At 62.4% G+C, this 23,251-nt stretch carries 26 protein-coding genes and 1 pseudogene; 6 read left to right on the top strand and 21 right to left on the bottom strand.

The annotated features are described in order from the left end of the window. The first annotated feature begins 35 nt into the window (after positions 1-35). Positions 36-305 carry a SemiSWEET family sugar transporter gene (locus tag SynMEDNS5_RS08015; protein WP_186582900.1) on the top strand — a complete coding sequence of 90 codons (270 nt, stop codon included), beginning with the start codon at positions 36-38 and terminating at the stop codon, positions 303-305. Here SynMEDNS5_RS08015 and SynMEDNS5_RS08010 read toward each other — a convergent pair. Both SynMEDNS5_RS08010 and SynMEDNS5_RS08005 read right to left on the bottom strand, forming a co-directional pair. Continuing rightward, entirely contained in the window at positions 302-979 is a 678-nt protein-coding gene (locus SynMEDNS5_RS08010) for a Coq4 family protein (protein WP_255440081.1), read from the bottom strand. The two genes, SynMEDNS5_RS08015 and SynMEDNS5_RS08010, sit on opposite strands and share 4 nt — an antisense overlap. Further along, positions 945-2,138 (bottom strand): MFS transporter, encoded by a 1,194-nt coding sequence (locus tag SynMEDNS5_RS08005; protein ID WP_370593591.1) that lies wholly within the window; start codon positions 2,136-2,138, stop codon positions 945-947. The genes SynMEDNS5_RS08010 and SynMEDNS5_RS08005 overlap by 35 nt, the downstream gene beginning before the upstream one ends. Positions 2,139-2,278: 140 nt before the next feature. On the opposite strand from SynMEDNS5_RS08005, the gene SynMEDNS5_RS08000 reads away from it, so the two are divergent. Then, positions 2,279-3,835, top strand: a complete 1,557-nt coding sequence (locus tag SynMEDNS5_RS08000) for an alpha/beta hydrolase (protein WP_255440080.1) — start codon at positions 2,279-2,281, stop codon at positions 3,833-3,835. Positions 3,836-4,154: 319 nt separating this feature from the next. Here SynMEDNS5_RS08000 and SynMEDNS5_RS07995 read toward each other — a convergent pair whose 3' ends face one another. The 12 genes from SynMEDNS5_RS07995 to SynMEDNS5_RS07940 all read right to left on the bottom strand — a co-directional run bounded on the left by SynMEDNS5_RS07995 (position 4,155) and on the right by SynMEDNS5_RS07940 (position 14,349). Then, on the bottom strand, positions 4,155-5,174 hold the full coding sequence (locus SynMEDNS5_RS07995; protein ID WP_186582897.1) for an ABC transporter permease: 1,020 nt from the start codon (positions 5,172-5,174) through the stop codon (positions 4,155-4,157). Beyond that, positions 5,171-6,787 carry an ABC transporter substrate-binding protein gene (locus SynMEDNS5_RS07990; protein ID WP_186582896.1) on the bottom strand — a complete coding sequence of 539 codons (1,617 nt, stop codon included), beginning with the start codon at positions 6,785-6,787 and terminating at the stop codon, positions 5,171-5,173. Before SynMEDNS5_RS07990 ends, SynMEDNS5_RS07995 begins: the two co-directional genes overlap by 4 nt. Positions 6,788-6,828: 41 nt before the next feature. Beyond that, on the bottom strand, positions 6,829-7,071 hold the full coding sequence (locus SynMEDNS5_RS07985) for a hypothetical protein (RefSeq protein WP_186582895.1): 243 nt from the start codon (positions 7,069-7,071) through the stop codon (positions 6,829-6,831). Positions 7,072-7,161: 90 nt separating this feature from the next. After that, positions 7,162-8,478, bottom strand: coding sequence for a homoserine dehydrogenase (locus SynMEDNS5_RS07980; RefSeq protein WP_186582894.1), 1,317 nt, complete (start codon positions 8,476-8,478; stop codon positions 7,162-7,164). Between the two features lie 35 nt (positions 8,479-8,513). Further along, a complete protein-coding gene (locus SynMEDNS5_RS07975) occupies positions 8,514-8,975 on the bottom strand; it encodes a SufE family protein (RefSeq protein ID WP_186582893.1) in 462 nt (153 codons plus the stop codon). A gap of 7 nt (positions 8,976-8,982) precedes the next feature. Next, a complete protein-coding gene (locus SynMEDNS5_RS07970; RefSeq protein ID WP_255440079.1) occupies positions 8,983-9,450 on the bottom strand; it encodes a hypothetical protein in 468 nt (155 codons plus the stop codon). 61 nt (positions 9,451-9,511) lie between these two features. Beyond that, a complete protein-coding gene (locus SynMEDNS5_RS07965; RefSeq protein WP_186582891.1) occupies positions 9,512-9,700 on the bottom strand; it encodes a hypothetical protein in 189 nt (62 codons plus the stop codon). Beyond that, a complete protein-coding gene (locus SynMEDNS5_RS07960; protein ID WP_186582890.1) occupies positions 9,697-10,305 on the bottom strand; it encodes a 5-formyltetrahydrofolate cyclo-ligase in 609 nt (202 codons plus the stop codon). Before SynMEDNS5_RS07960 ends, SynMEDNS5_RS07965 begins: the two co-directional genes overlap by 4 nt. Positions 10,306-10,319: 14 nt before the next feature. Then, a complete protein-coding gene (ruvC, locus tag SynMEDNS5_RS07955) occupies positions 10,320-10,784 on the bottom strand; it encodes a crossover junction endodeoxyribonuclease RuvC (RefSeq protein WP_186582889.1) in 465 nt (154 codons plus the stop codon). Positions 10,785-10,802: 18 nt separating this feature from the next. Further along, a complete protein-coding gene (bchI, locus tag SynMEDNS5_RS07950) occupies positions 10,803-11,891 on the bottom strand; it encodes a magnesium chelatase ATPase subunit I (RefSeq protein ID WP_186582888.1) in 1,089 nt (362 codons plus the stop codon). Next, positions 11,888-13,279 (bottom strand): DUF3370 domain-containing protein, encoded by a 1,392-nt coding sequence (locus SynMEDNS5_RS07945; protein ID WP_186582887.1) that lies wholly within the window; start codon positions 13,277-13,279, stop codon positions 11,888-11,890. The genes bchI and SynMEDNS5_RS07945 overlap by 4 nt, the downstream gene beginning before the upstream one ends. Further along, on the bottom strand, positions 13,276-14,349 hold the full coding sequence (locus SynMEDNS5_RS07940; protein ID WP_255440078.1) for a serine hydrolase: 1,074 nt from the start codon (positions 14,347-14,349) through the stop codon (positions 13,276-13,278). The genes SynMEDNS5_RS07945 and SynMEDNS5_RS07940 overlap by 4 nt, the downstream gene beginning before the upstream one ends. Positions 14,350-14,353: 4 nt before the next feature. Here SynMEDNS5_RS07940 and SynMEDNS5_RS13130 point away from each other — a divergent pair, with 4 nt between their 5' ends. Then, positions 14,354-14,485 (top strand): hypothetical protein, encoded by a 132-nt coding sequence (locus SynMEDNS5_RS13130; protein ID WP_255440077.1) that lies wholly within the window; start codon positions 14,354-14,356, stop codon positions 14,483-14,485. On the opposite strand, the gene SynMEDNS5_RS07935 is transcribed toward SynMEDNS5_RS13130, so the two are convergent. Then, the gene (locus SynMEDNS5_RS07935) at positions 14,449-15,183 is read right to left on the bottom strand and encodes an RNA methyltransferase (protein ID WP_186582885.1); all 735 of its coding nucleotides are present in this window, start codon (positions 15,181-15,183) and stop codon (positions 14,449-14,451) included. The genes SynMEDNS5_RS13130 and SynMEDNS5_RS07935 overlap by 37 nt on opposite strands. Positions 15,184-15,188: 5 nt before the next feature. Beyond that, entirely contained in the window at positions 15,189-15,584 is a 396-nt protein-coding gene (locus SynMEDNS5_RS07930) for a cytochrome c (RefSeq protein WP_186582884.1), read from the bottom strand. A gap of 47 nt (positions 15,585-15,631) precedes the next feature. Between SynMEDNS5_RS07930 and petG the strand changes: the two genes are divergently transcribed. Then, positions 15,632-15,745 carry a cytochrome b6-f complex subunit V gene (gene petG, locus SynMEDNS5_RS13125; RefSeq protein ID WP_006041770.1) on the top strand — a complete coding sequence of 38 codons (114 nt, stop codon included), beginning with the start codon at positions 15,632-15,634 and terminating at the stop codon, positions 15,743-15,745. A 10-nt stretch (positions 15,746-15,755) separates the two neighbouring features. On the opposite strand, the pseudogene rsmD reads toward petG, so the two are convergent. The 5 genes and pseudogenes from rsmD to SynMEDNS5_RS07905 form a co-directional block, all read right to left on the bottom strand. Further along, positions 15,756-16,277: pseudogene (gene rsmD / locus SynMEDNS5_RS07925) on the bottom strand (16S rRNA (guanine(966)-N(2))-methyltransferase RsmD); the annotation flags it as partial. A 17-nt stretch (positions 16,278-16,294) separates the two neighbouring features. Continuing rightward, a complete protein-coding gene (gene hisH / locus SynMEDNS5_RS07920) occupies positions 16,295-16,903 on the bottom strand; it encodes an imidazole glycerol phosphate synthase subunit HisH (protein ID WP_370593515.1) in 609 nt (202 codons plus the stop codon). A 44-nt stretch (positions 16,904-16,947) separates the two neighbouring features. Continuing rightward, entirely contained in the window at positions 16,948-17,271 is a 324-nt protein-coding gene (gene trxA / locus SynMEDNS5_RS07915) for a thioredoxin (RefSeq protein ID WP_006041767.1), read from the bottom strand. Between the two features lie 219 nt (positions 17,272-17,490). Further along, positions 17,491-18,654 (bottom strand): GuaB3 family IMP dehydrogenase-related protein, encoded by a 1,164-nt coding sequence (locus SynMEDNS5_RS07910; protein WP_186585913.1) that lies wholly within the window; start codon positions 18,652-18,654, stop codon positions 17,491-17,493. 58 nt (positions 18,655-18,712) lie between these two features. After that, on the bottom strand, positions 18,713-19,237 hold the full coding sequence (locus SynMEDNS5_RS07905) for a CAAD domain-containing protein (RefSeq protein WP_186582883.1): 525 nt from the start codon (positions 19,235-19,237) through the stop codon (positions 18,713-18,715). Positions 19,238-19,374: 137 nt separating this feature from the next. Here SynMEDNS5_RS07905 and gyrA point away from each other — a divergent pair, with 137 nt between their 5' ends. Both gyrA and crtL read left to right on the top strand, forming a co-directional pair. Beyond that, on the top strand, positions 19,375-22,005 hold the full coding sequence (gene gyrA, locus SynMEDNS5_RS07900; RefSeq protein WP_186582882.1) for a DNA gyrase subunit A: 2,631 nt from the start codon (positions 19,375-19,377) through the stop codon (positions 22,003-22,005). A gap of 2 nt (positions 22,006-22,007) precedes the next feature. After that, positions 22,008-23,246 carry a lycopene beta cyclase gene (gene crtL, locus SynMEDNS5_RS07895; RefSeq protein ID WP_186582881.1) on the top strand — a complete coding sequence of 413 codons (1,239 nt, stop codon included), beginning with the start codon at positions 22,008-22,010 and terminating at the stop codon, positions 23,244-23,246. Positions 23,247-23,251 lie beyond the last annotated feature (5 nt).

The following is a 23,251-nucleotide window of genomic DNA, read 5'->3' as shown; positions in this document are numbered from 1 at the left end:
GCGGCAGTTTATGGATCTCGCCGATCCTTCATGCCATGGACGTGGATGCGATCGGTTACACCGCTGCAGCCCTCACCACCATCAGTTTCTTCCCGCAGGCGATCAAAACCCTGCGAATGGATGACACGCGATCCATTTCGCTTTCGATGTATGGCTTGTTCACTACCGGGGTGGCGATCTGGGGGGTGTTCGGCTGTCTCACGGGGAATGGTCCTTTGATCGTGGCCAATGGCCTCACCTTCATTCCGGCGGCTTTCGTGCTTCAGAAGAAGATCCGCCATCGCCTCCTGCGCGGCGAGCGCTAATACACCGCCCCGAAGGCTTCGCCTTCCGCGCTGTGAACACCAAGTTCCTGCCGCCACTGGCGAAGGGGCTTGTCCCAGGCCTCTTCCCAGCGCTGCAGCACCAGGGGCTTCGCCTCCAATCCGATGCGGTTGCCGAAGGCAATGCTCCGGCTCACGCCGGCCAGCTCTGCCGGGGCGAAGCGGAAGGCGCGGAAGGACGCCAGGGTATTAATGAGCACGTAGGCGGGAAAGCCGATCTGTGTCGCTGTGATCGCCAACACGCCCGACTCACCAGCGCTTTGGGTGTTGAACCCGCCGATCACGTGATGGAGGTCGTGGGTGGTGGCGATCCGTTGGGTGAGCCAGAGCGCCTCACTGCTGGTATCCCGAGGGCGGAAAAAGTCTGGGTCGTAGTTGAGCTTGCCGATCATGCCCGCGTAGGCCCGGCCCAGGCTCCCCTCCGGAAGCGCCTCCAGCGCAGCAAGATCTGGCTGGAAGGGTGGATAGCGTTGCTCGATCATCTCCGCACCTCCCGGCAAGGCCTTGAAGCGCTCCAGGCAGACGACCATCGCCTCGCTGTCAATGAAGTTGTCGACCAAATCACCGACGCTCTGCAGGCCACCTTCGCTGACGGCCATCTCCCGGATGATCGAGAGATTCCTAACGGAGCGAAGCAGTTCTCGGGCTCGAGACATCGTTGGACTTCTCCAGGGGGATGGCACTCAACCCTGGTGTATAGCGGGGCCTTACCGCTTTGAGCAGCGGCACCATCAGAAGGCACACCGAAGCCATCAGGATCCAGAGCAGCAGGCCATGGCCCTGCTGATCGAGCAGGAATCCCGCCATCAGAGGAGCTCCAGTGGCGCTGATGGCAAAACACTGGGAGAACAGCGCCATCGCCAGCCCGCGATGTTGAAGGGGCGTTTCCTCCACCATCGCTTCAGCGGCGGTGGGAAGGAAGGCGGCTTCGCCGAAGGCAATCGGCAGCATGGCCAGCGCAATCAGCGCGATTCCACCACTCCAGAGCGCGGAGGCGGCCAACAAAAGGCACCCCAACACAAACCCTCCGAGCCCCATCCCCAGGCCAAAGCGCAGGCTGCGACGGGCCACCCAGTTGCCAACGGGCCATTGCAGCGTCACCAGCAGTGTCAGCTGCAGGGCGATCAGTGAGCCGCTCCAGGCTTCACTCAGGGGTGCTCTGGCCATGCCGCCGCGCACCAGATCAAGGGGAAGGGCGCTCTGCATGAGCGCGATGATTCCGGTGGCCACAATGCTCACCGCCAGTACCGGCGCCAGAGGGGGCAACCAGTGCCAGCCTTCTGAAGCCGCATCCTTGTTGATTGGGTCGTCAGCGGCGGGATGCAACAAGGCGGCACGGCCATCCGGAAGGGGGCGCAGGCTGAGCACCACCAGCATCAGGATCACCGCTGCCGCCTCCACCAGATACACCGCCCGGATCAGCCCCAAGGCGGTCACCACCGCACCGATCAGGGCTCCAACGGCGACGCCGAGGGCGTCGGCACTGCGCGCGAGGGCATACCCACGGCTGGAGTTGAATCCAGTGCAGCTCAGGGGAACGGCCAGTTCAATCGCTGGGAAATACAACCCAGCCGCAACACCGATCAGCAACTGGCCGGCGAGGTATCCGTTGAACCCCTGGGCCTGAAACAGCACCAGATCAGCGAGAAAAGCCAGCACGGCTGCTGCTCGCACAGGCCAGGAGCAGGACAGGCCCCGATCGAGCAGCACGCCACTCATCAACCGTGCTGCTGTGCCGATCAGTGCCGAAGCCGCGAGTCCCTGGCCGACTTGACTGGCGGTGAAGCTCACCTGATGGAACACCATCGGGGTCATGTAGATCACCCCTCCCGCACCGAGGGACGCCAACAAACGGATGGACGCCACTTCCTGCAGAGATGCGGGAAACTGGTTCCACCAGTGCATGGGCCTTGGCCTTGGGAGGACGCTTAACAGGACGAAGGGTGGCCGCAGGAATGGTAAGCAGTCTGCTGCTCTGGGCTACCTCTCCGCGACCAGCGCAGGCAGCCGGTGAGCTGGAGGTTCGTCTGGATGGCATGGCATTGCCGATTTCCATCGACGATCTGAGTGCCTGGGTCCGCAGTGGTGGGGCGCGTTCTTCTGAGTTGGGCGTTTGGTTCAACCTGCTTGAGGAACAAAGCAGGACAGGGGTGGTTGATCTGCTGCAGGCGCCCCTGATCAACGACAGCAGCATGACGCGCCAGATCCTCAACAGCTGGGCAGGGCGGCAGTTGTTGGATCAGTTGGGTGATCTGGTGCAGGTGGATGACGAAACAACAGGTCTGACGGTTCAGACCACCCTTGAGCAACTTCTGGAGCAGCGCCCGGAGGTGACCACGCTTGAGTTGCTGGAGGCTCTCCCGGCCAGGACGGTCCGTCTCGATCTCGATGCACTGCTGGAGGTGGCGGCCAGTTGGCGCCTGCAGCTCGAACGTCAGCAGCTGTTGGTGGAGCGTCTGGGACGCCAGCCTGTGTCCCGGCAACGCTTGGAACAAGCCAGTGAATCGGCAGCGTCCGCCGATGGGGCGCTCGAACGCTTGGCTTTGCCGGTGCCCCATCGCGAGCGTGCTCTTCAGCTGCAGCTGTGGCTGCCCGAGGCATCGATTGAAACTGAACGCCGCTCTTGGCTGGTGCTGATGCCGGGATTGGGCGGAAGCCCTGATCACTTCGGCTGGTTAGGGCGTGCTCTCAGCCGCAACGGCTGGCCTGTGGTGGTGTTGGAGCACCCAGGAAGTGATGCGGTCGCAGTGCAGGCCCTCTTGGAGGGGCGGCGTCCGCCGCCGGGCGCCGAAGTGCTTCCGGAACGTCTGCGTGATCTGCAGGAAGTGCTCTCTGCTCAGGAGAGGGGAGAGCTGCCGCTTTCGGGGGATCAACTGGTGCTTGTGGGGCACTCCCTCGGTGCTCTGACGGCTCTGCTTGCCAGTGGAGCCCAGCCGGAGCCGGGACTGGGACGACGCTGCAGGAAGGTGATGGATGACTTGCCGCTCAGCAATCTCTCCCGCCTGTTGCAATGCCAGATCCAGGATGTGGCGCTGCCAGCCTCGACTCCGCCAGCTTCATTGGCGGGTGTGGTGGGTCTCAATAGCTTCGGCAGCCTGCTCTGGCCGCGGCGCGTGCCTGTTGCCAGCGATGTTCCCGTGTTGCTCAGCGGTGGATCTTTGGATTTGATCACACCGCCGATCAGCGAACAGCTGGGTCTCCTGCGGGCGTTGCCGTCCAATCCGGGCACGCGCGCTGTGCTGGTGGAGGGCGCCAGTCATTTTTCGCCGGTGCGTGTCGAGGGGCAAAGCGGTGGCCAGGGGGAGGATCTTTTCCAGCTCGGGGAGGAGTTCGTCGGCGTGCAGCCGCTTCAGGTTCAGGCTCTCCTGGAACGAGAAATCCTGCGCTTTCTTGAAATCTTGGAAAGCGGTCGCCGGGGTGAGACCGCAGGGGGAGACGCGGAACATGTCCAGGTGGGTTCCTTGCGTCTCTATCGGTTGAATCAGGCGGGAGCAGCGCGTCTGCTTGATTGAAGCCGCAACACTCTGGCCCTGAGCTGACCCATTTTCATTTCCAGAATTGGTAGAGCATGGTGATCTCGCAGCCTGTAAATCCCCAGAGGACTTAATTTCGACTCCTTGGGGTCTGGAATCTGGCGTGGGTCTGGCACTTGGAGACCTTCGTAAACCAGACAGGCCATGTTGAAGGCTTCAGGTTCAGAGGTTTGGCGCTCCGCCATCGTGGGCCTGCTTCATCTCCTGAGATGGTGCGACTGGGATAGGCCCGCTCTTTCAGATTTCCGTGAAGCTCCACTGAGAGTTCTCTGAACAACTTTCAGCTGCGCTAGCGGCTTCAGTACTTCACCCGAGGGTCCAGCAGGGCCACAAGCAGATCCACCGCCACGCTGATTAACACCACCAGGGAGGCGACCACCACCACGATTCCCTGCACAACGGGGTAGTCGCGTTGGTTGATGCTTTGCTGCAGCCGTAAGGCGATCCCGGGCCAGGAGAAGGTCACTTCGATCAGCAGCGCACCACCGATCAACGACGCCACGGTGATGCCAGCGATGGTGAGCACTGGGAGAAGGGCATTGGGCAGCGCGTGCCGAAGCACCACCTGCGTCTCGTTCAGTCCCCGGCTGCGTGCCGCTTCCACGTAATCGGAACGCAGGCTGCGATTGAGATTTAGGCGCAGGGCATTGGTGAACACTCCGCTCAAAAGCAGCCCCAGGGTGCAGGCGGGGAGCACAAGGTGGCGCAGGCTTCCCTGCAGAGCTCGCCAATCACCGCTGAGCAGGCTGTCGGCAATCAGAAAGCCGCTTCCTTCCGGGGAAACCATCCCCGGGGGGAAACGACCCCCCACCGGCAACCAGCCGAGCATCACGGCGAAGAGAAGCTGGGCCAGCATCGCCACCCAGAATGGCGGCAGGGCGTAGGTGCCGATCCCGTAAAAACGGCCGGCAAGATCCAGACGTCCTTCCGAGCGGGCGATGGCGGTGAATCCCACAGCGAGTCCAACCACTGCAGCCACCACTAGGGCGGTGACACTGAGCTCCAAGCTGGCGGGGAGGGCCTGGCCGATGATTTCGGTGACGGGCTTTTCATCGATCAGCGAGAGGCCTAGATCGCCATGCACAAGATCCCAGAGGAAATCGAGGTACTGCTTTCCCAGGGATTGATCGAGGCCGAGTTGGGCGCGCAGTTCTGCCTTGACGTCCTCAGGTGCACGGCTTCCCAGTACCGCATCCACAGGATCGCCAGGAGCGACCCTCAGAAGCAAAAACACGAGGGTGGAGATCAGCCAGAGCATCACCGGCGCCAGAGCCAGGCGCGTGCTGACGTAACGCAGCAGTTCGCGTCCGCGACTCATCGGCGCACCTCCTCGAGTTGGGCCAGCTTGACCTGACCGTTGCCGTCGAATTCCGGCGTGGCGAGGCTGGCCTGGCTCCAGGCCCGGGCTGTGACCAGCCAAACGGGGATGTAGGCCGCTCCCTGGGCGGCCATCGTTTCGATGGCTTCGAGCTCCTCCAGACGCTTGCGGCCGAGGCTGCGATCGGACCGCTGCAAGGCTTGATCGAGACCAGGTGCTGTCCAGAAACTGCCGCTCTTCGCCGCTTCACCGCGTTCGCAGGTGGAACCGTTGGAGACTTTGCAGCTCAGCAGCGGCGAAAGATAGGCCTCGGGATCCGGATAAGGCCCGCGCCAGTCGAGCATCACAGCTGCAAAGGTTCCATCGCCCAGCTGGCGATACACGGTGGTTGATTCCACGCCGTTGAGGTCGAGAGTCAGGCAGTCGGGAAGGTCTCGCTGCAGCTGCGCTTGCCAGATCAAGGCCATCAGGCGGTCCGCCGGCACATTGGAGCGATAGGTGAAGGGCACAGTGAGCACCCTTCCATTGCAGTATCCGGCGTTCTGCAGCAATGTTCTTGCCTTGGCGATGTTGAGGCTGGGCCAAGGATCACCCTCTCCCCCCACCAGACCGGGCGGAACGAGCGAGCGCAAGGGTGGTCGCAGGCCGTGGCTGACCCTGCGGCTGATGAGGTCTCGGTCGAGGCTGAGGGCCATGGCCCTGCGCACTCGAGGGTCCTTGAACGGCGGGGCGTTGCTCAGCAGGGTGATGTATCCGATCACCAGGGCCGGACCTTTGCCTTCTCGCAGCGTCCCCTTGTCGGCCAGGCGATTCAAGGCCAGGCGCTGATCTTCGTCGATGGCATCGGAGAGAAGCACATCGACCTCGCCGCTGCCCATGGCGCCGAAGAGTGCCGTGGAATTGCTGAGATAGATCATGTCCAACCCCGCATTGCGCGGTGGCTCTCCCCAGTACTGGTCGAAGGGCTCAAGGCGCTGCTCAACCGCTCTGAAATAGGTCAGGCGGTACGGCCCCGTGCCGACAAAGCGGTCGTTGAGTGCACGATTTTCGTAATCCCGGTAGGCGGTGGGGGACACCGGCGTGAGATTCGTGGAGGTGAGCAGGTTCACCAGGGAGGTGGACGGGCGGCTGAGCTGAAGGCGCAGCAGGAATGGCTTCGGGGTCTCCACCGTGGTGATGCGTCCGCCCACGATGTAATTCAGACGTCCGATGCGTAGAAACCGGCGCAGGCTGAAGGCCATCGCTTCAGCGTCGAAGCGTGTGCCGTCGTGGAAGAAGACATCCTCACGAAGCGGAATCGTGATGGTGCGTCCGTCGGCGCTGATCTCAGGCAGGGCGGAGGCCAGGGACGGTTGCAGATCACCGTTGGCTGAGCGCTTGTAGAGCGTGTCTCCGATAGCACTCAGCAGCTGCAGAGCTCCGAAGGTGCTCGCACGGGCCGGATCGAGTGCACTGATTCGCCCCGCGCTGGCCACGATGAGGCGGTCGCTGGTGCGGCTGGGCTGACAGGCCGTCTGGCCGAAACAGAGCGCCAGGGTCCCAATGAGGGTCAGGGAACCCCTGATCCAAGGAGACGCGGCTTGGCCGCGGCCTGTCGTGCTGGATTCGCTCACGCCTGGGGGATCAGACCCGGCCATTCAAAAGCCCTGAGGCCTCAATCGGCACCTGATTCGCTGTGAATCTGATGGAGAGGCACTTCAAACACAGGCGACCCTTTGGGTTCGAGAGGCCATTGGCGCACCCAGCAGCGATCGTGATCGCCATCGATGCCAATCACCTGGAACAACCCGTGGTTGCTGCGAAGCCGGATGCAGTCCCCCTGGTGAAGGCTCATGGCGGATCTTGTTACGAGCTGTTCGCAGCGTTGCCCGAGCAGGACGGAGGTTTCGTTCGGCATGAACGGTTTGCAGCACAGATCTGCGAATGCAGATCCGCTCTGTGATGGTTCTTACGACTCTGCCCCATGCCGGGGGGTGTCCGCCAGGGGTCAGAGGCAACCCAGGTGGGATGCGAGAAGGCGAACTTCCGGTAGGGCCGTGATCGCGCTCAAGGCTTTCTGCATTGCACCGCTGCTCACTTCATGAGTGATCACAACGATCTCAGCGCCTTCGTCGCAGGCGTCGAACTGCACGATCGACTGGATGGAGACCTCTTGGTCTCCAAAGCAACTGCCGATTCGGCCGATCACCCCGGGGGCGTCATCCGTGTTGAAACGCACATAATTTCGCTGACGGATCTCCCCTCCCTGCACCAGGCGGCATGCGCGCCAGCTGCTTGCCGCCAGAAGCGGGTCGAGGCCGCCAGGCGCGGCATTGAGCTGGCGGATTCCAGCGATGTTGAGGATGTCGGCCATCACCGCCGAGGCGGTTGGCCCTGATCCGGCGCCCGGTCCGTAGAACATCACCCGACCCACCGGGTCTCCCTCGACGAGAATGGCGTTGTTGACCCCATGAACCCCGGCTAGGGGATGGTCTTTCGGAACCAGAGTGGGTTGCACGCGTACGGCGAGGGGCAGCGCCGGTGAAGCCTCGCTGGTAGTTTCAATCCGCTCAGCAATCGCAAGCAGCTTGACGCCGTATCCGAGCTGCGTGGCGTAGTCCACATCCTTGCTCTGCAGGTTGCTGATCCCGCTGGTTGGTATGGCGTCGCGATCGATCGGTCCACCGAAGGCGAGGCTCGAGAGAATGGCAATCTTGTCTGCGGCATCGTGGCCTTCGACGTCTGCGGCGGGATCGGCTTCGGCGTAGCCGAGATCCTGAGCGTCCTTGAGAACGGCGAAGTAATCAGCCCCCTCATCAGCCATGCGGCTGAGGATGTAATTGGTCGTGCCGTTGATGATCCCGCTCACCCGGTTGATCCTGTTGCTGCCGAGGGACTGCTTAAGCGGTTCGATGATCGGGATGCCACCGCCAACAGCGGCTTCGATCAGCACATACACACCTGCGGCAGCAGCGGCGGCAGCGATCTCCTCGCCATGGCGGGCGATCACGGCTTTATTCGCGGTGACCACCGACTTGCCCGCAGCGATCGCGCGCATGATCAGGGTGCGGGCTGGCTCAATCCCGCCCATCACCTCCACCACCACCTGAACCCCGGGATCGTCCACCACGGCCTCAGGATCGGTGGTCAGCCTCTCTTGAGGGATGGCGACCGGACGGGAACGATTGAGATCGCGCACGGCGACCCGAACCAGGTCCAGCTCGGCGATGAGTGGGTGGCGGCCTTCAGGACTCGTGAGAATGCTGGCTACACCGGCTCCGACGGTTCCGAGGCCGAGCAGGCCAATGCCGATCCTTGTCGCCATGGGGCGGGTCCGCTAACTGCGATGAACTCCCGACTTTAGGCAGCGGTCGACCCTGATTCGCTCGTCAGGGCTTCGGCCTGAGCTTGCATGGTGCGCAGGATGTTCAGAAAACCGTTGGCGCGTGATGGCGTCAGGCTGGCCTGCAGTCCGGTGGCGGCGATCACGCCCGGGTCCACGGCCATCACCTCCGCTGGGGTGAGATCCGTCAAGCCCTTGATCAGAAGCGCAAGAAGTCCCTTGGTGATCAGGGCATCCGAATCACCCTGCCAGCGCAGGCGTCCATCGACCAGGTCGGAGGCGATGAACACCTGGGACACACATCCCTTCACTTTGCGCTCCTCGGTCTGAAGTTCGGCGGGCATCGCCGGTAGTTTTTTGGCCAACCAAAGCACGTATTCGTAACGCTTGCGTGAGTCTGGCGTGCCACTTAGGCGCTCGGTGAGCTGATCCAGGGCTGCGCTGCCATAGCGGGTCGACGCGTTGCCTTGGTCTGCCATGGCCGAGTCAGTGATCGCGATCGTGGCCTCGAACCTTAGCCATTGTGCGCACCAAGCCAAGCAAAGCCGGTGCGGACAGCCAGGCAATCCAGGGAAGAGGCTTTGGGGTTTCAACCACTTCGTCGAGATTCACAACGCCCTGCTGAAGCGGAAGGGTGAGGTAATCGCGATGACCGGGTCCCCCGTCCACCTGAAGGTCCACCAATCCATCCTCCACTGCCGAGAGCTGAAGCTGGAGTCGCCCGTCGGCGTCGATCGTGCCAAGTTCTTCGCCAGCGCTGCCGTCAGCCTGAAGCAGCCTCACAACAGCCCCCTCCACGGGCTCTCCCGTTGAGAAACTGCTGGTCAACTCAAGTTGTCCCTCGAGATAACGCAGGCTGCTTTCCACGCCATGGGCATCAGCCGATGGCTGGTGGATCACACCGGAGATCAGGGCGACGGCGGAGAGTGCGCAAAGACGGGGCCACAGGGGCATGGGCTTCCGGGGCTCGGGTCCCCATTCTGCGGCTGATGTGGGCCTGAGGCCAGAGGGGGCGTCAGGTTTCGTTGGCAACAGCGCGGAACATGCGCCCCATGGCGTCCAGCATCAACCCAACGGCCTGGGGCTGATCCGGTCCTCGCTCGCTGAGTTCACGGGCAATCACCCTCTGGGCAAGGGTCAGGTCTTGCGGGTCAGATGAATCCTGCAGGCGCCGCGCCGGGCTGATGGGAGTGTTTGGATTCACCGGCTTGCCTTGGGATCTCTCCCTTCGACCCTACAAACGCCCCGTTCACTCGCCCATCCATCGAAGGGGCGATCCCAGGGATCGCGGGGCAAAGCCTCTTGGCTGATGCAGGCTCCTGGAAGCACCACCAAGGCCGGCACCTCGCACCAGAGTGGCTGGGCCCTGAGGCGGTCGTAGTAGCCCCCGCCGTAGCCGAGGCGAATGCCGTCTCGGTCAACGGCTAGGGCTGGAACCAGCAGCAGATCGAGCTGATCAGGCGTGAGGGGGGGGTGGTTGAGAGGGGCAGGAATGCCGCATCCGTCAGCGACTAAGGGTTCAGGGCCCCAGAGGTGATAGCTGAGATGACCCTGGCCATCGGCGGCCGGCAGGGCCAGCTTCAACGTCAGCTCGTCTTCAAGGCGGGGCTGCAGCACCGTGAGGTCCACTTCCCCGGGGAGGGGCCAGTACAGACCGAGATGTCCTCGGAATGGGCGCTGAGCATGCCGCTCGCGGATCTCGTTGAGAACCTGTTGGGCGATCACGGTCTGCAGATTGTGGTGATTGCTCAGAGCCTGCGACCGTCGCTGTCGGTACGTGCGGCGCAGCTCCCGTTTGCTGGTGTTCATCGGAATCAAGCCTCTCAGCGTTGAAACCAACCCGTCAGGGCGACAGCAAGGGCGTCAGCGGCATCATCGGGTCTTGGTGGGGTCTCCAGCGACAGCTCGCGCATCACCGCCTCGAGCACTTCATCCTTGTCCGCATGCCCATGGCCTGTGAGGGCTTGTTTGATCTGCATCGGCGGAAATTCCACGATCGGCAGTCCGAATCGGGTCAGGGTCATGATCACCACACCGCGGGCCTGAACAACAGCGATCGTGTTGCTTGAGCGGTAGAAGAAGAATTTCTCGACGGCCGCGAGCTCCGGTTTCCAGGCTCGGATGAGCTGGCGCAGATCCCGGGCGATCTCCACCATGCGTTCGCCCTCCGGACGCCCTGAATCGGTTCGGATGATTCCGCAGTCGAGCATGGTCTGCTCCCCACCTGCGGTCTCGATCACGCCGTAGCCCACCCGAGCGAGGCCGGGGTCGATGCCGAGAATGCGCACTGGGAAAGGGGGCGGTGCTCAGGCCGCCAGAGCCAGTTCGAACTCGGTGCGATCGCCGCTTTCGCTGCGTTCAAACACCTTGCAGAACACCTTCACCACCCGATCGCCGGAATCGATCTGCTCGAGAGGATCCTTGCGCAGACGGTGACGCAAACAGCAGGACGCCACGCGGGCCACGTCGTCTTCGCTGACTTCCGTACGACCCTCAAAGGCTGCGAGAGCCCGGGCCGCTCGGTTGGTCACGATGTCTCCGCGCAGTCCGTCCACATCCAGCTCACCACACACGGCGGAGATGCGCAGACGCAGGTCATCGTCGATCTCGACCTGATCCAGGCGCTGCTGCGCCTCAACAACACGCTGCTGCAGAGCTTTCTGCCCTTCTTCCACGGCGTTGGAAAACCCGTCTGGATCCGTGTCGAAGGCTGTCCGTTGGTCCACCACCTGAACACGCAGCTCGGGGTCGCGAACGGTGCGTACCTCCACGCTCATGCCGAATCGGTCGAGCAGCTGCGGACGCAGTTCGCCTTCTTCAGGGTTGCCGGATCCGATCAGAACGAAGCGCGCTGGGTGACGCACTGACACCCCTTCCCGTTCCACGGTGTTCCAGCCCGAGGCTGCTGAATCCAGCAGCACGTCCACCAGGTGATCATCGAGGAGATTCACCTCATCCACATACAGAAGCCCTCGGTTGGCTTTGGCCAGCAGGCCAGGCTCAAAAGCGCGAACCCCTTCACTGAGGGCTTTCTCGATGTCGATCGTGCCGCAGAGTCGGTCTTCGGTGGCACCCAGAGGGAGATCCACCATGGGCACCTGACGCTCCTCAGTGGTGAGAGTCTCGCCATGGTCCAGGCGCTGGCGCACATCACTGCTCTGAAGATCGGGATCGCTTGGAGAGCTGTTGTAGGGATCGCCGGCGACCACTTCGATTCCCGGCAGAAGATCAGCCAGTGCACGGATCGTGGTGGATTTCCCAGTGCCACGGTCACCCATGATCATCACGCCGCCGATGCGGGGATCGATCACGTTGAGGAGCAGCGCAAGCTTCATTTCCTCCTGACCGATCACGGCGGTGAAAGGGAAGACTCTGCGCTTGCGCGGTGCACTCACGGACGACGGTTTGAAACTGTTGAGGATTGTTTCACAGGCAGGAGGGATAAAACCTGTGGTGGGGTTGCATCCGCCGGGTAGATCAGCCTGATTCGCACCTGGCGACGCTCGCCCGGTGCCAGGGTCACCCGACCGAGTTCCGGGCCCTGCTGTCCGCGGCGCAACACCAGGTGGAATCGCCTTCGGCCTTGCGCTTGGCCCTGCGCGTCATCCAGGCCGCGGATTTCAATCGGTCCGCGGAACATCACTGGGCTGCTGTTCCCGCCACCAAAGCGAAGCTGCTTGGCGTTGCTTCCGTTTTTATCGGGTGATTCCAGGGCCAATGCCACCGTGCGCGGCGTGGAGCCTGGGTTCTTCAGGGGAAGGGTGAGGTTGTAGTCCACGCCGTAGTTGCCATGGGCGGCCCAGGCGGTGCCCTCATCAAACACCTTGAGTTCGGCCGTCTGCACCTGGCCCGTCTGCAGGTCTCCGCGTTCCAGGCTGCTGATCGGCCAGGACACGGGCTCTCCGCTCAAGGCCAGATCACTGGACCCTGGATCGGTGAGGGTGGCTGTCCAGGTGGAGCCGATCTGGACGCCGCTCACCCTGGAATAAATGATCTTTCCCGTGCTGCCGCGCGGCGTGGGGGTGTGCTCCTTCGGGCTTTGCTGGCCTGAGGCCAGCAGGCTCTGCAAACGGCTGAGCGACGGTGCCCGATCGCCTTCTCCGTAGGCGGCCACCGTGGCCAGATGCACGGGCCCGGAACTCTGAAGGCGCATCTGCAGATTGCGGCCGTTCAGGAGGGGGTCGAGACCTTCCACGGGAATCGGCAGCACCACGAGGGCACTGGCCGATCCAGGGGCGATGCGCCAGGTCTCCGGCAGTTCCGGTGCGCTCTCACCCCGCAGGATGTCTCCCGCAACACGGCTTCCAGGACCGGCAGCGATGGGGGTGCCGGTCTCGCTCATCAGTGCAGGCAGGGGCAGGAAGGGAGCCGCTGTTTGGCCCTTTTGGGTGGCCTGCGACAGGGAGGTGCTGCCTCCTAGCAGCTCCAGGGTGACGGCTGCATCGCCGGCTGGTTGCGCCAGCACCGCAAGCCAGAGCGTGGACTTCAAGGCGTCTTCTTTGCCTGCAAACACGTGATGGCTGAAAAGGTCGAAGCGACCGTTCAATGCCAGATCAAGGCCAGGTGGTTGGCGGAACGTGGACACCAGGATGCCTTCACCGGTGATCAGTTCAGGGTTGTTGTCGTTCACCACCAGCACTTCATCCAGCTGGCCAGGAAGGGCCCGCACCTGCTGGCTGCGAATCACAGCCTTGGGAGCGTTGGCCATGGAGGGTGTGCCGATCCAGGGCAACACCAGCAGGGTGAGGGCTGTTAATGCGCGCCGGGAGTGGAAACAGGTCATGGATTGATGCTGGCGGCGGCGGCGGTGTTGCGGGCCACGGCGGGTTTGGGTTTGAGAACCGGCGCCATGGCGGCAGCCAGTTTGCGGATCAGTTCTGTGGAACGGGGATCATTGAAGGGGCCCTTGACCAGAAAAGCGGCAACGGCTCTGCTGCCATCAGGAAGTTCAATCAGCCCAGCGTCGGCGTAGGCGATTCCGATATCGCCGGTCTTGTTGAGCACCCTGTACCCCTTAATCATCAGGCTGTCGTCAGGTGCACCCTGTTGACCGCCAAGTCCTCGCAGCAGCCCTTTTGGCAGCAGCGTGTTGGTCACCGAAGTGCCCATCACTTCGCGGAAGAGATCGCGGCTGCGGATCGATAGGGCTTCGCCAGTGTCGACGAGGGCGATGGAGCGGGCCAAATCCCTTGCGCTGGTCGTGTTCGTTCCCTTGAGGTCCGGCAACCAGTTGTTCACCGCCGTGGCGCTCAAGCCAAGGGTGTTGAAGCGAGCATTGAGGGCGTCCTTGCCCCCGAGCCGTTCAATCAAGAGGTTGGTGGCCGTGTTGTCGCTCACCCGGATCATTTCCGTGGCGACCTCATGGGTCGGGAAGCGGGTGCCGAGGGGCTTGGAGGCCATCCATCCCGCACCGCCGCCCACCACGGGTTTGGTGAGTGTGAGCGGTTCATTCCAGCTGAGCTTCCCCGCATCCAGTTCCTCAAGGGTCACCAGCAAGATCGGTGTCTTGATGGCGCTCGCAGCGGGGAGGGCGGTATCGGGTGACAGCTGCGCATAGCGGCCGTCATCGAGCACCAGCATGAAGGCGCTCACCGTGAGATCAGGCTCGCCTGCCGCCAGTTGCTTCCAACGCTCACTTAATGCCTTGAGCTCGTTCTTCGTCTGAAACAGTCCGAGCGATGCGCTGCGCTTGGCCCGCTGAGGCGGTTGGGCTTGCGATGCGGCTCCCGTTTCTGCCGTGGGAGGGGAACCGGGCTGGGTGAGCCATGGCGGCAGGGTGAGTTCTCCTCTTTGAACCGCTGGACCTGCCAGTTTGAGCAGAGAGCCAGTGATCACGCCGAGCCCGACGCCCATCAGGATGAGTCTGAGCAGCAACCGCAGCGGGCGTGCCCAACCCGAGGACTGGCGACTGGATCGACTGGAGGACAAGGGGCAGCGCTGGAAAACCAGAGATTACGGGCGGTGGCAACGGATCGCCCAGCGCAGTTGACGCACCATGCCGCGCAGCATGGCGAGCTCCTGCGCCTGAACGCTGGCTCGCCGCAGCAGGCCCTTGATCTTCGCCATGCGCGCTCTGGCGGTATGGGGCAGCAGAAATCCCGCCTCCAACAGCAGCGCTTCAGCGTCCTGCAGGCAGGCATCCAGCTGGGGTGGTGCCGCTGCTTCTGACGTCTGGGACGGGTGCGGATTGTCCGCTGCATGGAGATGCCTGTTGCGCTGGAGGTCATGCAGCAGGATTGCCACGGCATGGGAAAGATTGAGCGACGGGTAGTGATCGCCTGTGTGAAGCCGCACCGCGCGATGGCTGAGCAGCAACTCCTGATTGCTGAGGCCTCGATCTTCGCGACCGAAGACCAGGGCCACCTGAGCGCCGCTCCTCAGGCCTTCCTCAACCCAGGGCATCGCCTGATCGGATGTCTGCAGAGGGATGTCTCCATGGTCGATGCGCCCGCAGCTGGCCACCACGCGCTGGCAGTCGCTGAGGGCCTCAAGGAGCGTCGTGAAGCTGCTGGCCCGTTGCAGCACCGTTTGGCCATGCACGGCCATGCGCAGGGCTTGCGCATCGGCGGGGTTGCAGCGCGGGGCGACAAGCCTTAGGTCATCGATTCCGAAATTGGCGCACAATCTGGCCACGCTGCCCACGTTGAGAGGGCCGGCTGGCTCAACCAAGACAACAGCAAGACCCAAGAGCTTTAGGTAACGGTCTTGAGGTAGCTGAGCAGATCGGCCATCCCCTGGGGTTCGATCTCGAAGCGAGGCATCGGTGGCGTCTCTCCGCTAACGATCTGATGAATGATCGATCGATTGGATCGCTTTGCAGCGACCCCTTGAAGGCTGGGTCCCACAAGGCCCTGGCCTGCGATGCCATGACAGCCAGCGCAGTTGATGCGGAACAGTTGGCCACCGTGAACCACATCACCACCCAGCGACAGGGTCGCCTTGCTGTAGGGGTCGAGACGGTTCACCCCGAACATCCACACCAGCATCACCAAAGCGGTGGCCCCTGCAACGGCTACGAGTGCTGAAACCAGCCCGCGTTTGCGGTCAGCGGGTGCAGCAGTTGATGACGGAGCCGTCACAGAGACCATGAATGCATGGAACAATTGTGCTTAATCAATCAACCGGGCGCGACCAGATGATCGAACCCCTTCTATGCGGCATTGTTTTGGGGCTGATCCCGGTCACCCTTCTGGGTTTGTTTGTGGCTGCTTGGAACCAGTACCGCCGCGGCAGTGCTCTCGGGGGCTGAGAAACAGAAGCGAGCTCGTTCCGTAACGTCGACGATCCACTTCAGTCCAGCTGGCTGGTGGATCAAGTTTGTTTTCACTGGCGTACTCGCAGATCACGATCCCATCGCTGGTGATCCACTCCTTTGTCTGTAAGCGTTCAAGGGTGGATTCATAGTGGTCCGCTGCATAGGGTGGATCGACATACACATGGGTGAAGGGTTTCACGCCCACGGGACGACCAGCATCGAGCCAAGGCATCAGATCCCTCCTGATCACGCGGATCTCGACAAGCTCACCCCTGGATGCCGACACCAGTTCCAGGTTCTGGCGGCAGACAGCTGCGATGCGTGCATTGTTTTCAACGGCCCACACCCTTGCGGCACCCCGTTGAATCGCCTCGCAGCCCATCACCCCGCTGCCGCTGAAGAGATCAAGCCAGTGCGCATCCTCCAAGCCATCGGCGAGCACATTCATCAGGGCTTCGCGCACCCTCGCCGTGGTGGGCCTTGTTCCCTGACCCTGGGGACTGCGCAGGCGCCGACCACCGATCATCCGCAACTGGGCGCTGCTCACGCGGCCAAGGGTGCCCCCGCCTGAAGCCACATCAGCCAACGTTGCAGCAACACAGCGCCGGCGGGCCCTGATTTTTCAGGGTGGAACTGACAGGCGCCGACCCGTCCGTGCCAGACCATGGCCGTGGCGACGCCGCTGCCGAAACTGACATCGGCAGCACGATCCCGCTCCAGATCGGGATGGGCTGCGAAGGAATGCACGAAGTACACCCAGGGGGTGTCCTCTCCGGCGGGCAGGAGAGGGCTGAGATGGCGTTGCTCTAATTTTCCCCAGCCCATGTGGGGGATGCGTTCACCCTGACCGCTTGGCAAGCGGCTCACGCTGCCTTTGAACAGGCCTAAACCCTGGGAATCACCTTCCTCGCTGCGTTCGAAAAGAAGTTGCAAGCCCAGGCAGATGCCCAGAAGCGGTCGATCATGCTGACCCCATTCCCTGAGGTGAGGAATCAAGCCTGTGTTGCGCAGTTGCTCCATGGCCGGATCGAAGGCTCCGACACCGGGAAGGATGAGCGCATCACAGTGCTCGAGGTCGTCTGGGGCACGAACGGGCGTGAGTGTTTGGCCGAGCCGCCCGAAACACATGCTCACGGAATGGAGGTTTCCCATTCCGTAATCGATCAGGCCGACTGTTGGTGAAGCCAGTGGTGGACTCAGAGATATTTAGCAATCGTGCCAGACAGGGTTGCCTTGGGTACGGCGCCCACAACCGTGTCAACTTTCTGGCCACCCTTGAACACCATCAGGGTCGGGATGCTGCGGATCCCGAACTGACTGGCCACGTTGGGATTTTCGTCGGTGTTCAGTTTGAACACCTTGATCTTGCCTTCAAATTCCTTGGAGATCTCGTCCACGATGGGGGCCACCATCCGGCAAGGGCCGCACCAGGGAGCCCAGAAATCAACCAGCACGGGGACGTCACTTTGGAGGACGTCCTGTTCGAATGAAGCGTCGGTAACAGCGGCAGCGCTGGACATTCCGTGGCAGTCGAGATGGGCGAAATTTAGCAACCGTTTTCATGGTTGCCCTTCATTGTCATCACTCAGCGCTTGAACTGTGATGGATGACTGAACAAGACAGAAAGCCCGAACGCGTCGGGCCGGGGGGTGTGAGGAGTGTGTGGGCATACGCCCGCACACTCTGAGAGTACCGCGCGTCTCGCTTTGGCGTCATGTGTCTCGTTGCGAGACTTGTGACTATTTGCCCATGCCCAGTTGCTGGGCTTTCTGGTACACCTTGCCTTCGGTTAGCAGGGAAGGGGCCACCACCACCTCAACGGATTGCATCTCCTTGATGGTGCGGGCTCCGAGGGTCCCCATGGAGGTTTTGAGGGCGCCGAGCAGGTTGTGTGTTCCGTCATCCAGCTTCGCTGGCCCCCGCAGGATTCTCTCCAGGCTTCCAGTGCTCCCAACGTTGATCCGAGTTCCTCGAGGCAGCACTGGGCTGGGTGTGGCCATGCCCCAGTGGAACCCACGTCCTGGGGCCTCCTCTGCCCGGGCGATGGGCGAGCCGATCATCACGGCATCAGCGCCGCAGGCGATGCATTTGCAGATGTCTCCCCCAGTGACGATGCCCCCGTCAGCAACGATCGGCACGTAACGACCGCTTTCCCGTTCGTAGTCGGCGCGGGCAGCGGCGCAGTCGGCAACAGCGGTGGCCTGGGGGATGCCTACACCCAGAACGCCCCGCGATGTGCAGGCCGCGCCTGGGCCGATCCCCACCATCACGCCTGCAGCTCCAGCGCGCATTAGTTGAAGTGCCACGTCGTAGGTGACGCAGTTTCCAATCACAACCGGCACACCCATATCCCGGCAGAGCGCTTCCAGGTTCAGGCTTTCGCGACCTTCCGGGCCGATGTGCTCCGTTGAGACCACCGTGGCCTGAACGAAGAACAGATCGGCACCCGCTTCGGCAATGGCCTTGCCGAAGCGCATGGCGGCAACTGGGGTGCCGCTGACGGCGGCGATGCCGCCATTGGCCTTGATGGCCTGGATGCGTTTGCGGATCAGGCGCTCCTGCACGGGCTCGCTGTAGAGCTCCTGCATCAGCGGTACGAACGCGTCTTTCCCGACAGATGCGATGCGATCGAGGGCATCGGTGGGATCGTCGTAACGGGTTTGGACTCCTTCGAGATTGAGCACACCGAGAGCACCCAGCTTGGACAGCTGCACGGCCATCTCAACATCCACCACACCATCCATGGCGCTGGCGATGATCGGGATCTCCCGTTCAATGCCACCGAGCGTCCACCGGGTGTCTGTGACCTCGGGATCCACGGTTCGACCGCCTGGAACCAGGGCAATCTCATCGATGCCATAGGCCCGGCGTACAACCTTGGAGCGTCCGAGCTGAATGTCCACCGCAGTCGTCACAGAGTGTGATCAAGCTACCAATCGGTCGCGCAGTAGATCGCAACCATCAGGTGGATTGCTTGCCGCGCATGCTGCTCCAGAGGTCGCTGACCGCGGCGCTGATTTTGTGGCGCTCCTCGCTGCGAACCAAGCGTGTGGTGGCAAACCAGGTGGCGTAAATCACACCCACCAGCTCAAAAAGCCGTGGGGCGAGGGGAATGGTGGCAATGGCATCCAGGATCCCTCCATAGATCCTGAGCACGAGAATGAAGGCGATCAGCCCTGCAATTAGAAGAAGCGGCTTGCGCAGCCGCTGCCATTGATCGGCCAGGTCATTCTCAGCCAGCCACTGACGAACCTTGGTGCTGAGCAGATCCCATTCGCCGCCTTCTTCAGAGGCGTCGCTGCTGGAGGGCGTTTCAGGAACGCTCACCCTCTCGGCGATCGAGGGCGAGGTCAGCTCGGGGGCTGGGGCTGGATCTGCAGCCGGAGCTGGAACTGGAGCCGGGGCTGCGTTTTGAACATCCTCTTGACCCAGCACCGTGATGTCGGCTTGGGGTGGCTTTGATTCGGAGGGTGTGTCGGACGCCATCGACTGCGAAACCTGCGAGATTCGGCAAATGGTAAGGGCGTATTGCCTCTTGATCCGCCAGCGCGAGCAAACGAAAACCGGCTTGGTTGTGGCTTGCCAGGGGCGCGATAAACTGGTCTACGGCGTTTAGGTCTTGTATGGCGGATCCAGTGGGGCCAGGCAGTGGCGGTCCCGGAGATTCCGACGATCGGATCATCCAGACGGATCTGCGCAACGAGATGTCGCGCTCGTATCTCGAGTACGCGATGAGCGTGATCGTGGGCCGGGCTTTGCCCGATGCTCGCGATGGTCTCAAACCCGTGCATCGGCGCATTCTTTACGCGATGTACGAGCTCGGACTCACCAGTGATCGGCCCTACAGAAAGTGTGCCCGTGTGGTGGGTGAGGTGCTCGGTAAGTACCACCCCCACGGCGACACGGCGGTCTACGACGCCCTGGTGCGCATGGCCCAGGACTTTTCCATGTCGATGCCCCTGATCGACGGCCACGGCAACTTCGGGTCGGTGGACAACGATCCGCCGGCGGCCATGCGTTACACAGAATCGCGGCTGAAGGCGCTCACCACCGACAGCCTGCTGGAAGACATCGAAGCTGAAACGGTCGACTACGCCGACAACTTCGATGGATCTCAGCAAGAGCCCACGGTGTTGCCATCGAGGATTCCTCAGCTGCTGCTGAATGGGTCTGCCGGCATCGCCGTGGGGATGGCCACCAACATCCCTCCCCACAACCTCGGAGAGTTGATTGCCGGCCTGCTGGCACTGATCGAGAACCCCGAACTCAGTGATCAGGAGTTGATGGCTCTGATCCCTGGGCCGGACTTTCCGACAGGGGGGCAGATTCTTGGACGCACAGGCATCAAGGAGGCTTATCTGAGCGGGCGAGGGTCCGTGACGATGCGCGGAGTGGCGGCGATCGAGACCCTTGAGGTGCCTGGCCGCCCGGACCGTGACGCCGTGATCATCACAGCGCTGCCGTACCAGACCAACAAGGCGGCGATGATCGAACGCATCGCTGAGATGGTGAACGACAAAAAGCTCGAGGGGATTTCGGACATCCGCGATGAGAGCGACCGCGATGGCATGCGCATCGTTGTGGAGCTGCGCAGAGATGCCTACCCCCAGGTGGTGCTGAACAACCTCTACAAACTCACCCCACTGCAGAGCAATTTCAGCGCGCACATGTTGGCGCTGGTGAATGGTGAGCCGATCCTGCTCACCTTGCGCAAGATGCTCGATGTGTTCCTCGACTTCCGGGTCGAGACCATCGAACGCCGCACCCGTTATTTCCTGCGCAAGGCGGAAGAGCGGGACCACATCCTGCTGGGCTTGCTGCTGGCCCTCGATCAGCTCGACCCGATCATTGCCTTGATCCGGGCTGCTCCCGATACGGCCACAGCGCGCACGCAGCTGCAGGAGCGTCATGGTTTGTCTGAGGTGCAGGCGGACGCGATCCTGCAGATGCAGCTGCGGCGGCTCACGGCCCTCGAGGCGGACAAGATCCGGTTGGAGCACGAGGATCTGGTCACCAAGATCGCCGACTACAAAGACATCCTTGGCCGGCGCGAGCGGGTGTTCGGAATCATTCAGGACGAACTGGGTCAGCTGCGCGACCGCCATGCCATCCCCCGGCGCACTGAAATTCTCGATCTCGGCGGCGGTCTGGATGACATCGACCTGATCGCCAATGAGCGCTCGGTGGTGTTGCTCACGGAAACCGGCTATCTGAAGCGGATGCCGGTGAGTGAATTCGAAGCCACAAGCCGTGGAACCCGCGGCAAGGCCGGTACCCGCAGTCAGGGTGAAGAAGCGGTGAAGCTGTTCATCGGCTGCAACGACCACGACACCTTGCTCTTGTTCAGCGATCGGGGCGTGGCCTATGCGCTGCCGGCTTATCGGGTGCCGCAGTGCAGCCGTACCGCCAAAGGCACGCCGGTGGTGCAGCTGCTGCCCATTCCTCGGGAGGAGGCGATCACCTCGTTGTTAGCCGTTTCGGAATTCAACGACGAAACCGATTTGTTGATGCTCACCCAGGGTGGCTTCATCAAGCGCACGCGGCTTTCGGCGTTCAGCAATATCCGTTCCAACGGCTTGATTGCCATTGGTCTGGAAGATGGCGACGCGCTCACCTGGGTGCGGTTGTCGGTTCCTGGCGACAGTGTGCTGATTGGCTCGAAGGCGGGGATGACGATCCACTTCCGCTTGGCCGATGGTGAGTTGCGCCCCCTGGGTCGCACCGCCCGTGGCGTGCGTTCGATGAACCTGCGCAAGGGCGACAGCTTGGTGAGCATGGATGTGCTGCCAGCGGAGTTGGCCGATCAGATTGCCGCCAGTGCTGATGATGCCGGGGATGGCGACGACGCCGGAGACGTTGCTGAAACGGCTGTGGCCGCGGAAGGCCCATGGGTGTTGGTGGCGTCGGCCTCTGGACTTGGCAAACGGGTGCCGGTTACGCAGTTCCGTTTGCAAAAGCGCGCTGGCATGGGCTTGCGGGCGATGAGGTTCCGCACCGATGCCGATGAGCTTGTGGGCTTGCGGGTGTTGGGGGCTGGAGAAGAGCTGTTGTTGGTGAGTGAAAAGGGTGTGATTGTGCGCACCAGCGCTGATGCCATTCCTCAGCAATCCCGCGCAGCCACCGGCGTTCGCTTGCAGCGGCTCGATAAGGGCGATCGCTTGGCGGATGTGGTGCTGGTGCCGCCCGAGGCGGAAACGGATGACGACAGCGAAGCCAGTGCAGAGGAGTCGTCTGAACCATCAGCTGAGAGCTGAACTTGGCTGATACCGCCGATGTGTTGGTGATCGGGGGCGGTCCGGCCGCCCTTTGCATCGCTTCTGAATTGCATCAGCGCGGCGTGGTGGTTGAGGGCATTGCACCGAATCCGGTGGATGCCCCTTGGCCGAACACCTACGGGATTTGGGCCGATGAACTGAAAATGGTGGGACTCGAGCAGCTACTGGAGCACCGCTGGAGTGACACAGTCAGTTATTTCGGCGAAGGCGGCATAAAGGCTCAGGATCAGAGTCATGGCCATGGCATCGACTACGGCCTGTTCGACCGGTCTGCCCTCCAGCGCTATTGGCTGGAGCGGGCTGAAGGGGTGGTGTGGCATCAAGACACGGCGGAACGGGTGGAGGCTGGGGCTGCGACCACCACGGTGACAAGCGCGTCGGGCGTCACGTTGCAGGCGCGTTTGGTGATTGATGCCTCCGGTTCACGCACACCCCACATCCGGCGGCCGGATCAGGGGCCGGTGGCGGGCCAGGCGGCCTACGGCGTGGTGGGGCGCTTCTCCAAGCCGCCGATTGAGGCCGGCCGGTTTGTGTTGATGGACTACCGCTGTGATCACCTCAGTGAGGAACAGCGCAGCGAACCACCAACGTTCTTGTACGCCATGGATCTGGGCGAAGGGGTGTTCTTCGTGGAAGAAACCTCGCTCGCTTTGGCGCCCGGTGTTCCCTACGACGTGCTCAAGCAACGCCTGCAGCAGCGCTTGGATCAGCGTGCTGTGGAGATCACCGAGGTGATCCATGAGGAGTTCTGCCTCTTTCCGATGAACCTGCCGCTGCCAGACCGGAGCCAGCCGCTGCTGGCCTTCGGTGGTGCGGCGAGCATGGTGCACCCGGCCTCGGGCTACATGGTGGGAGCGCTGCTGCGCCGGGGGCCTGATCTGGCTCAGGCCTTGGCGGAAGTGCTGGCTAATCCAGCGTTGGGCTCAGAGGCTTTAGCGCGTCGGGGCTGGCAGGCGCTCTGGCCAATCGAGTTGGTGTTGCGTCATCAGCTCTATCAGTTTGGCCTGAGCCGCTTGATGGGCTTCAACGAAGCCTTGTTGCGCACCCACTTCGCCACCTTCTTTTCGCTGCCGCGGGAGGAGTGGTTTGGCTTCCTCACCAATACGTTGCCCTTGCCGCGCTTGATGGGCGTGATGCTGCGCTTGTTTGCCCTTTCGCCCTGGGAGTTGAGGCGGGGGTTGGTGTTGGGGGCAAGCCCTCGCAAGAAGCCCCGTTGGTGATTGAA

It is taken from the genome of Synechococcus sp. MEDNS5 (genome assembly GCF_014279875.1).
Classification (GTDB): Bacteria; Cyanobacteriota; Cyanobacteriia; order PCC-6307; family Cyanobiaceae; genus Synechococcus_C.
The sequence above is the reverse complement of the archived record's forward strand: the minus strand, read 5'-3'. Positions and strand labels throughout refer to the sequence as shown.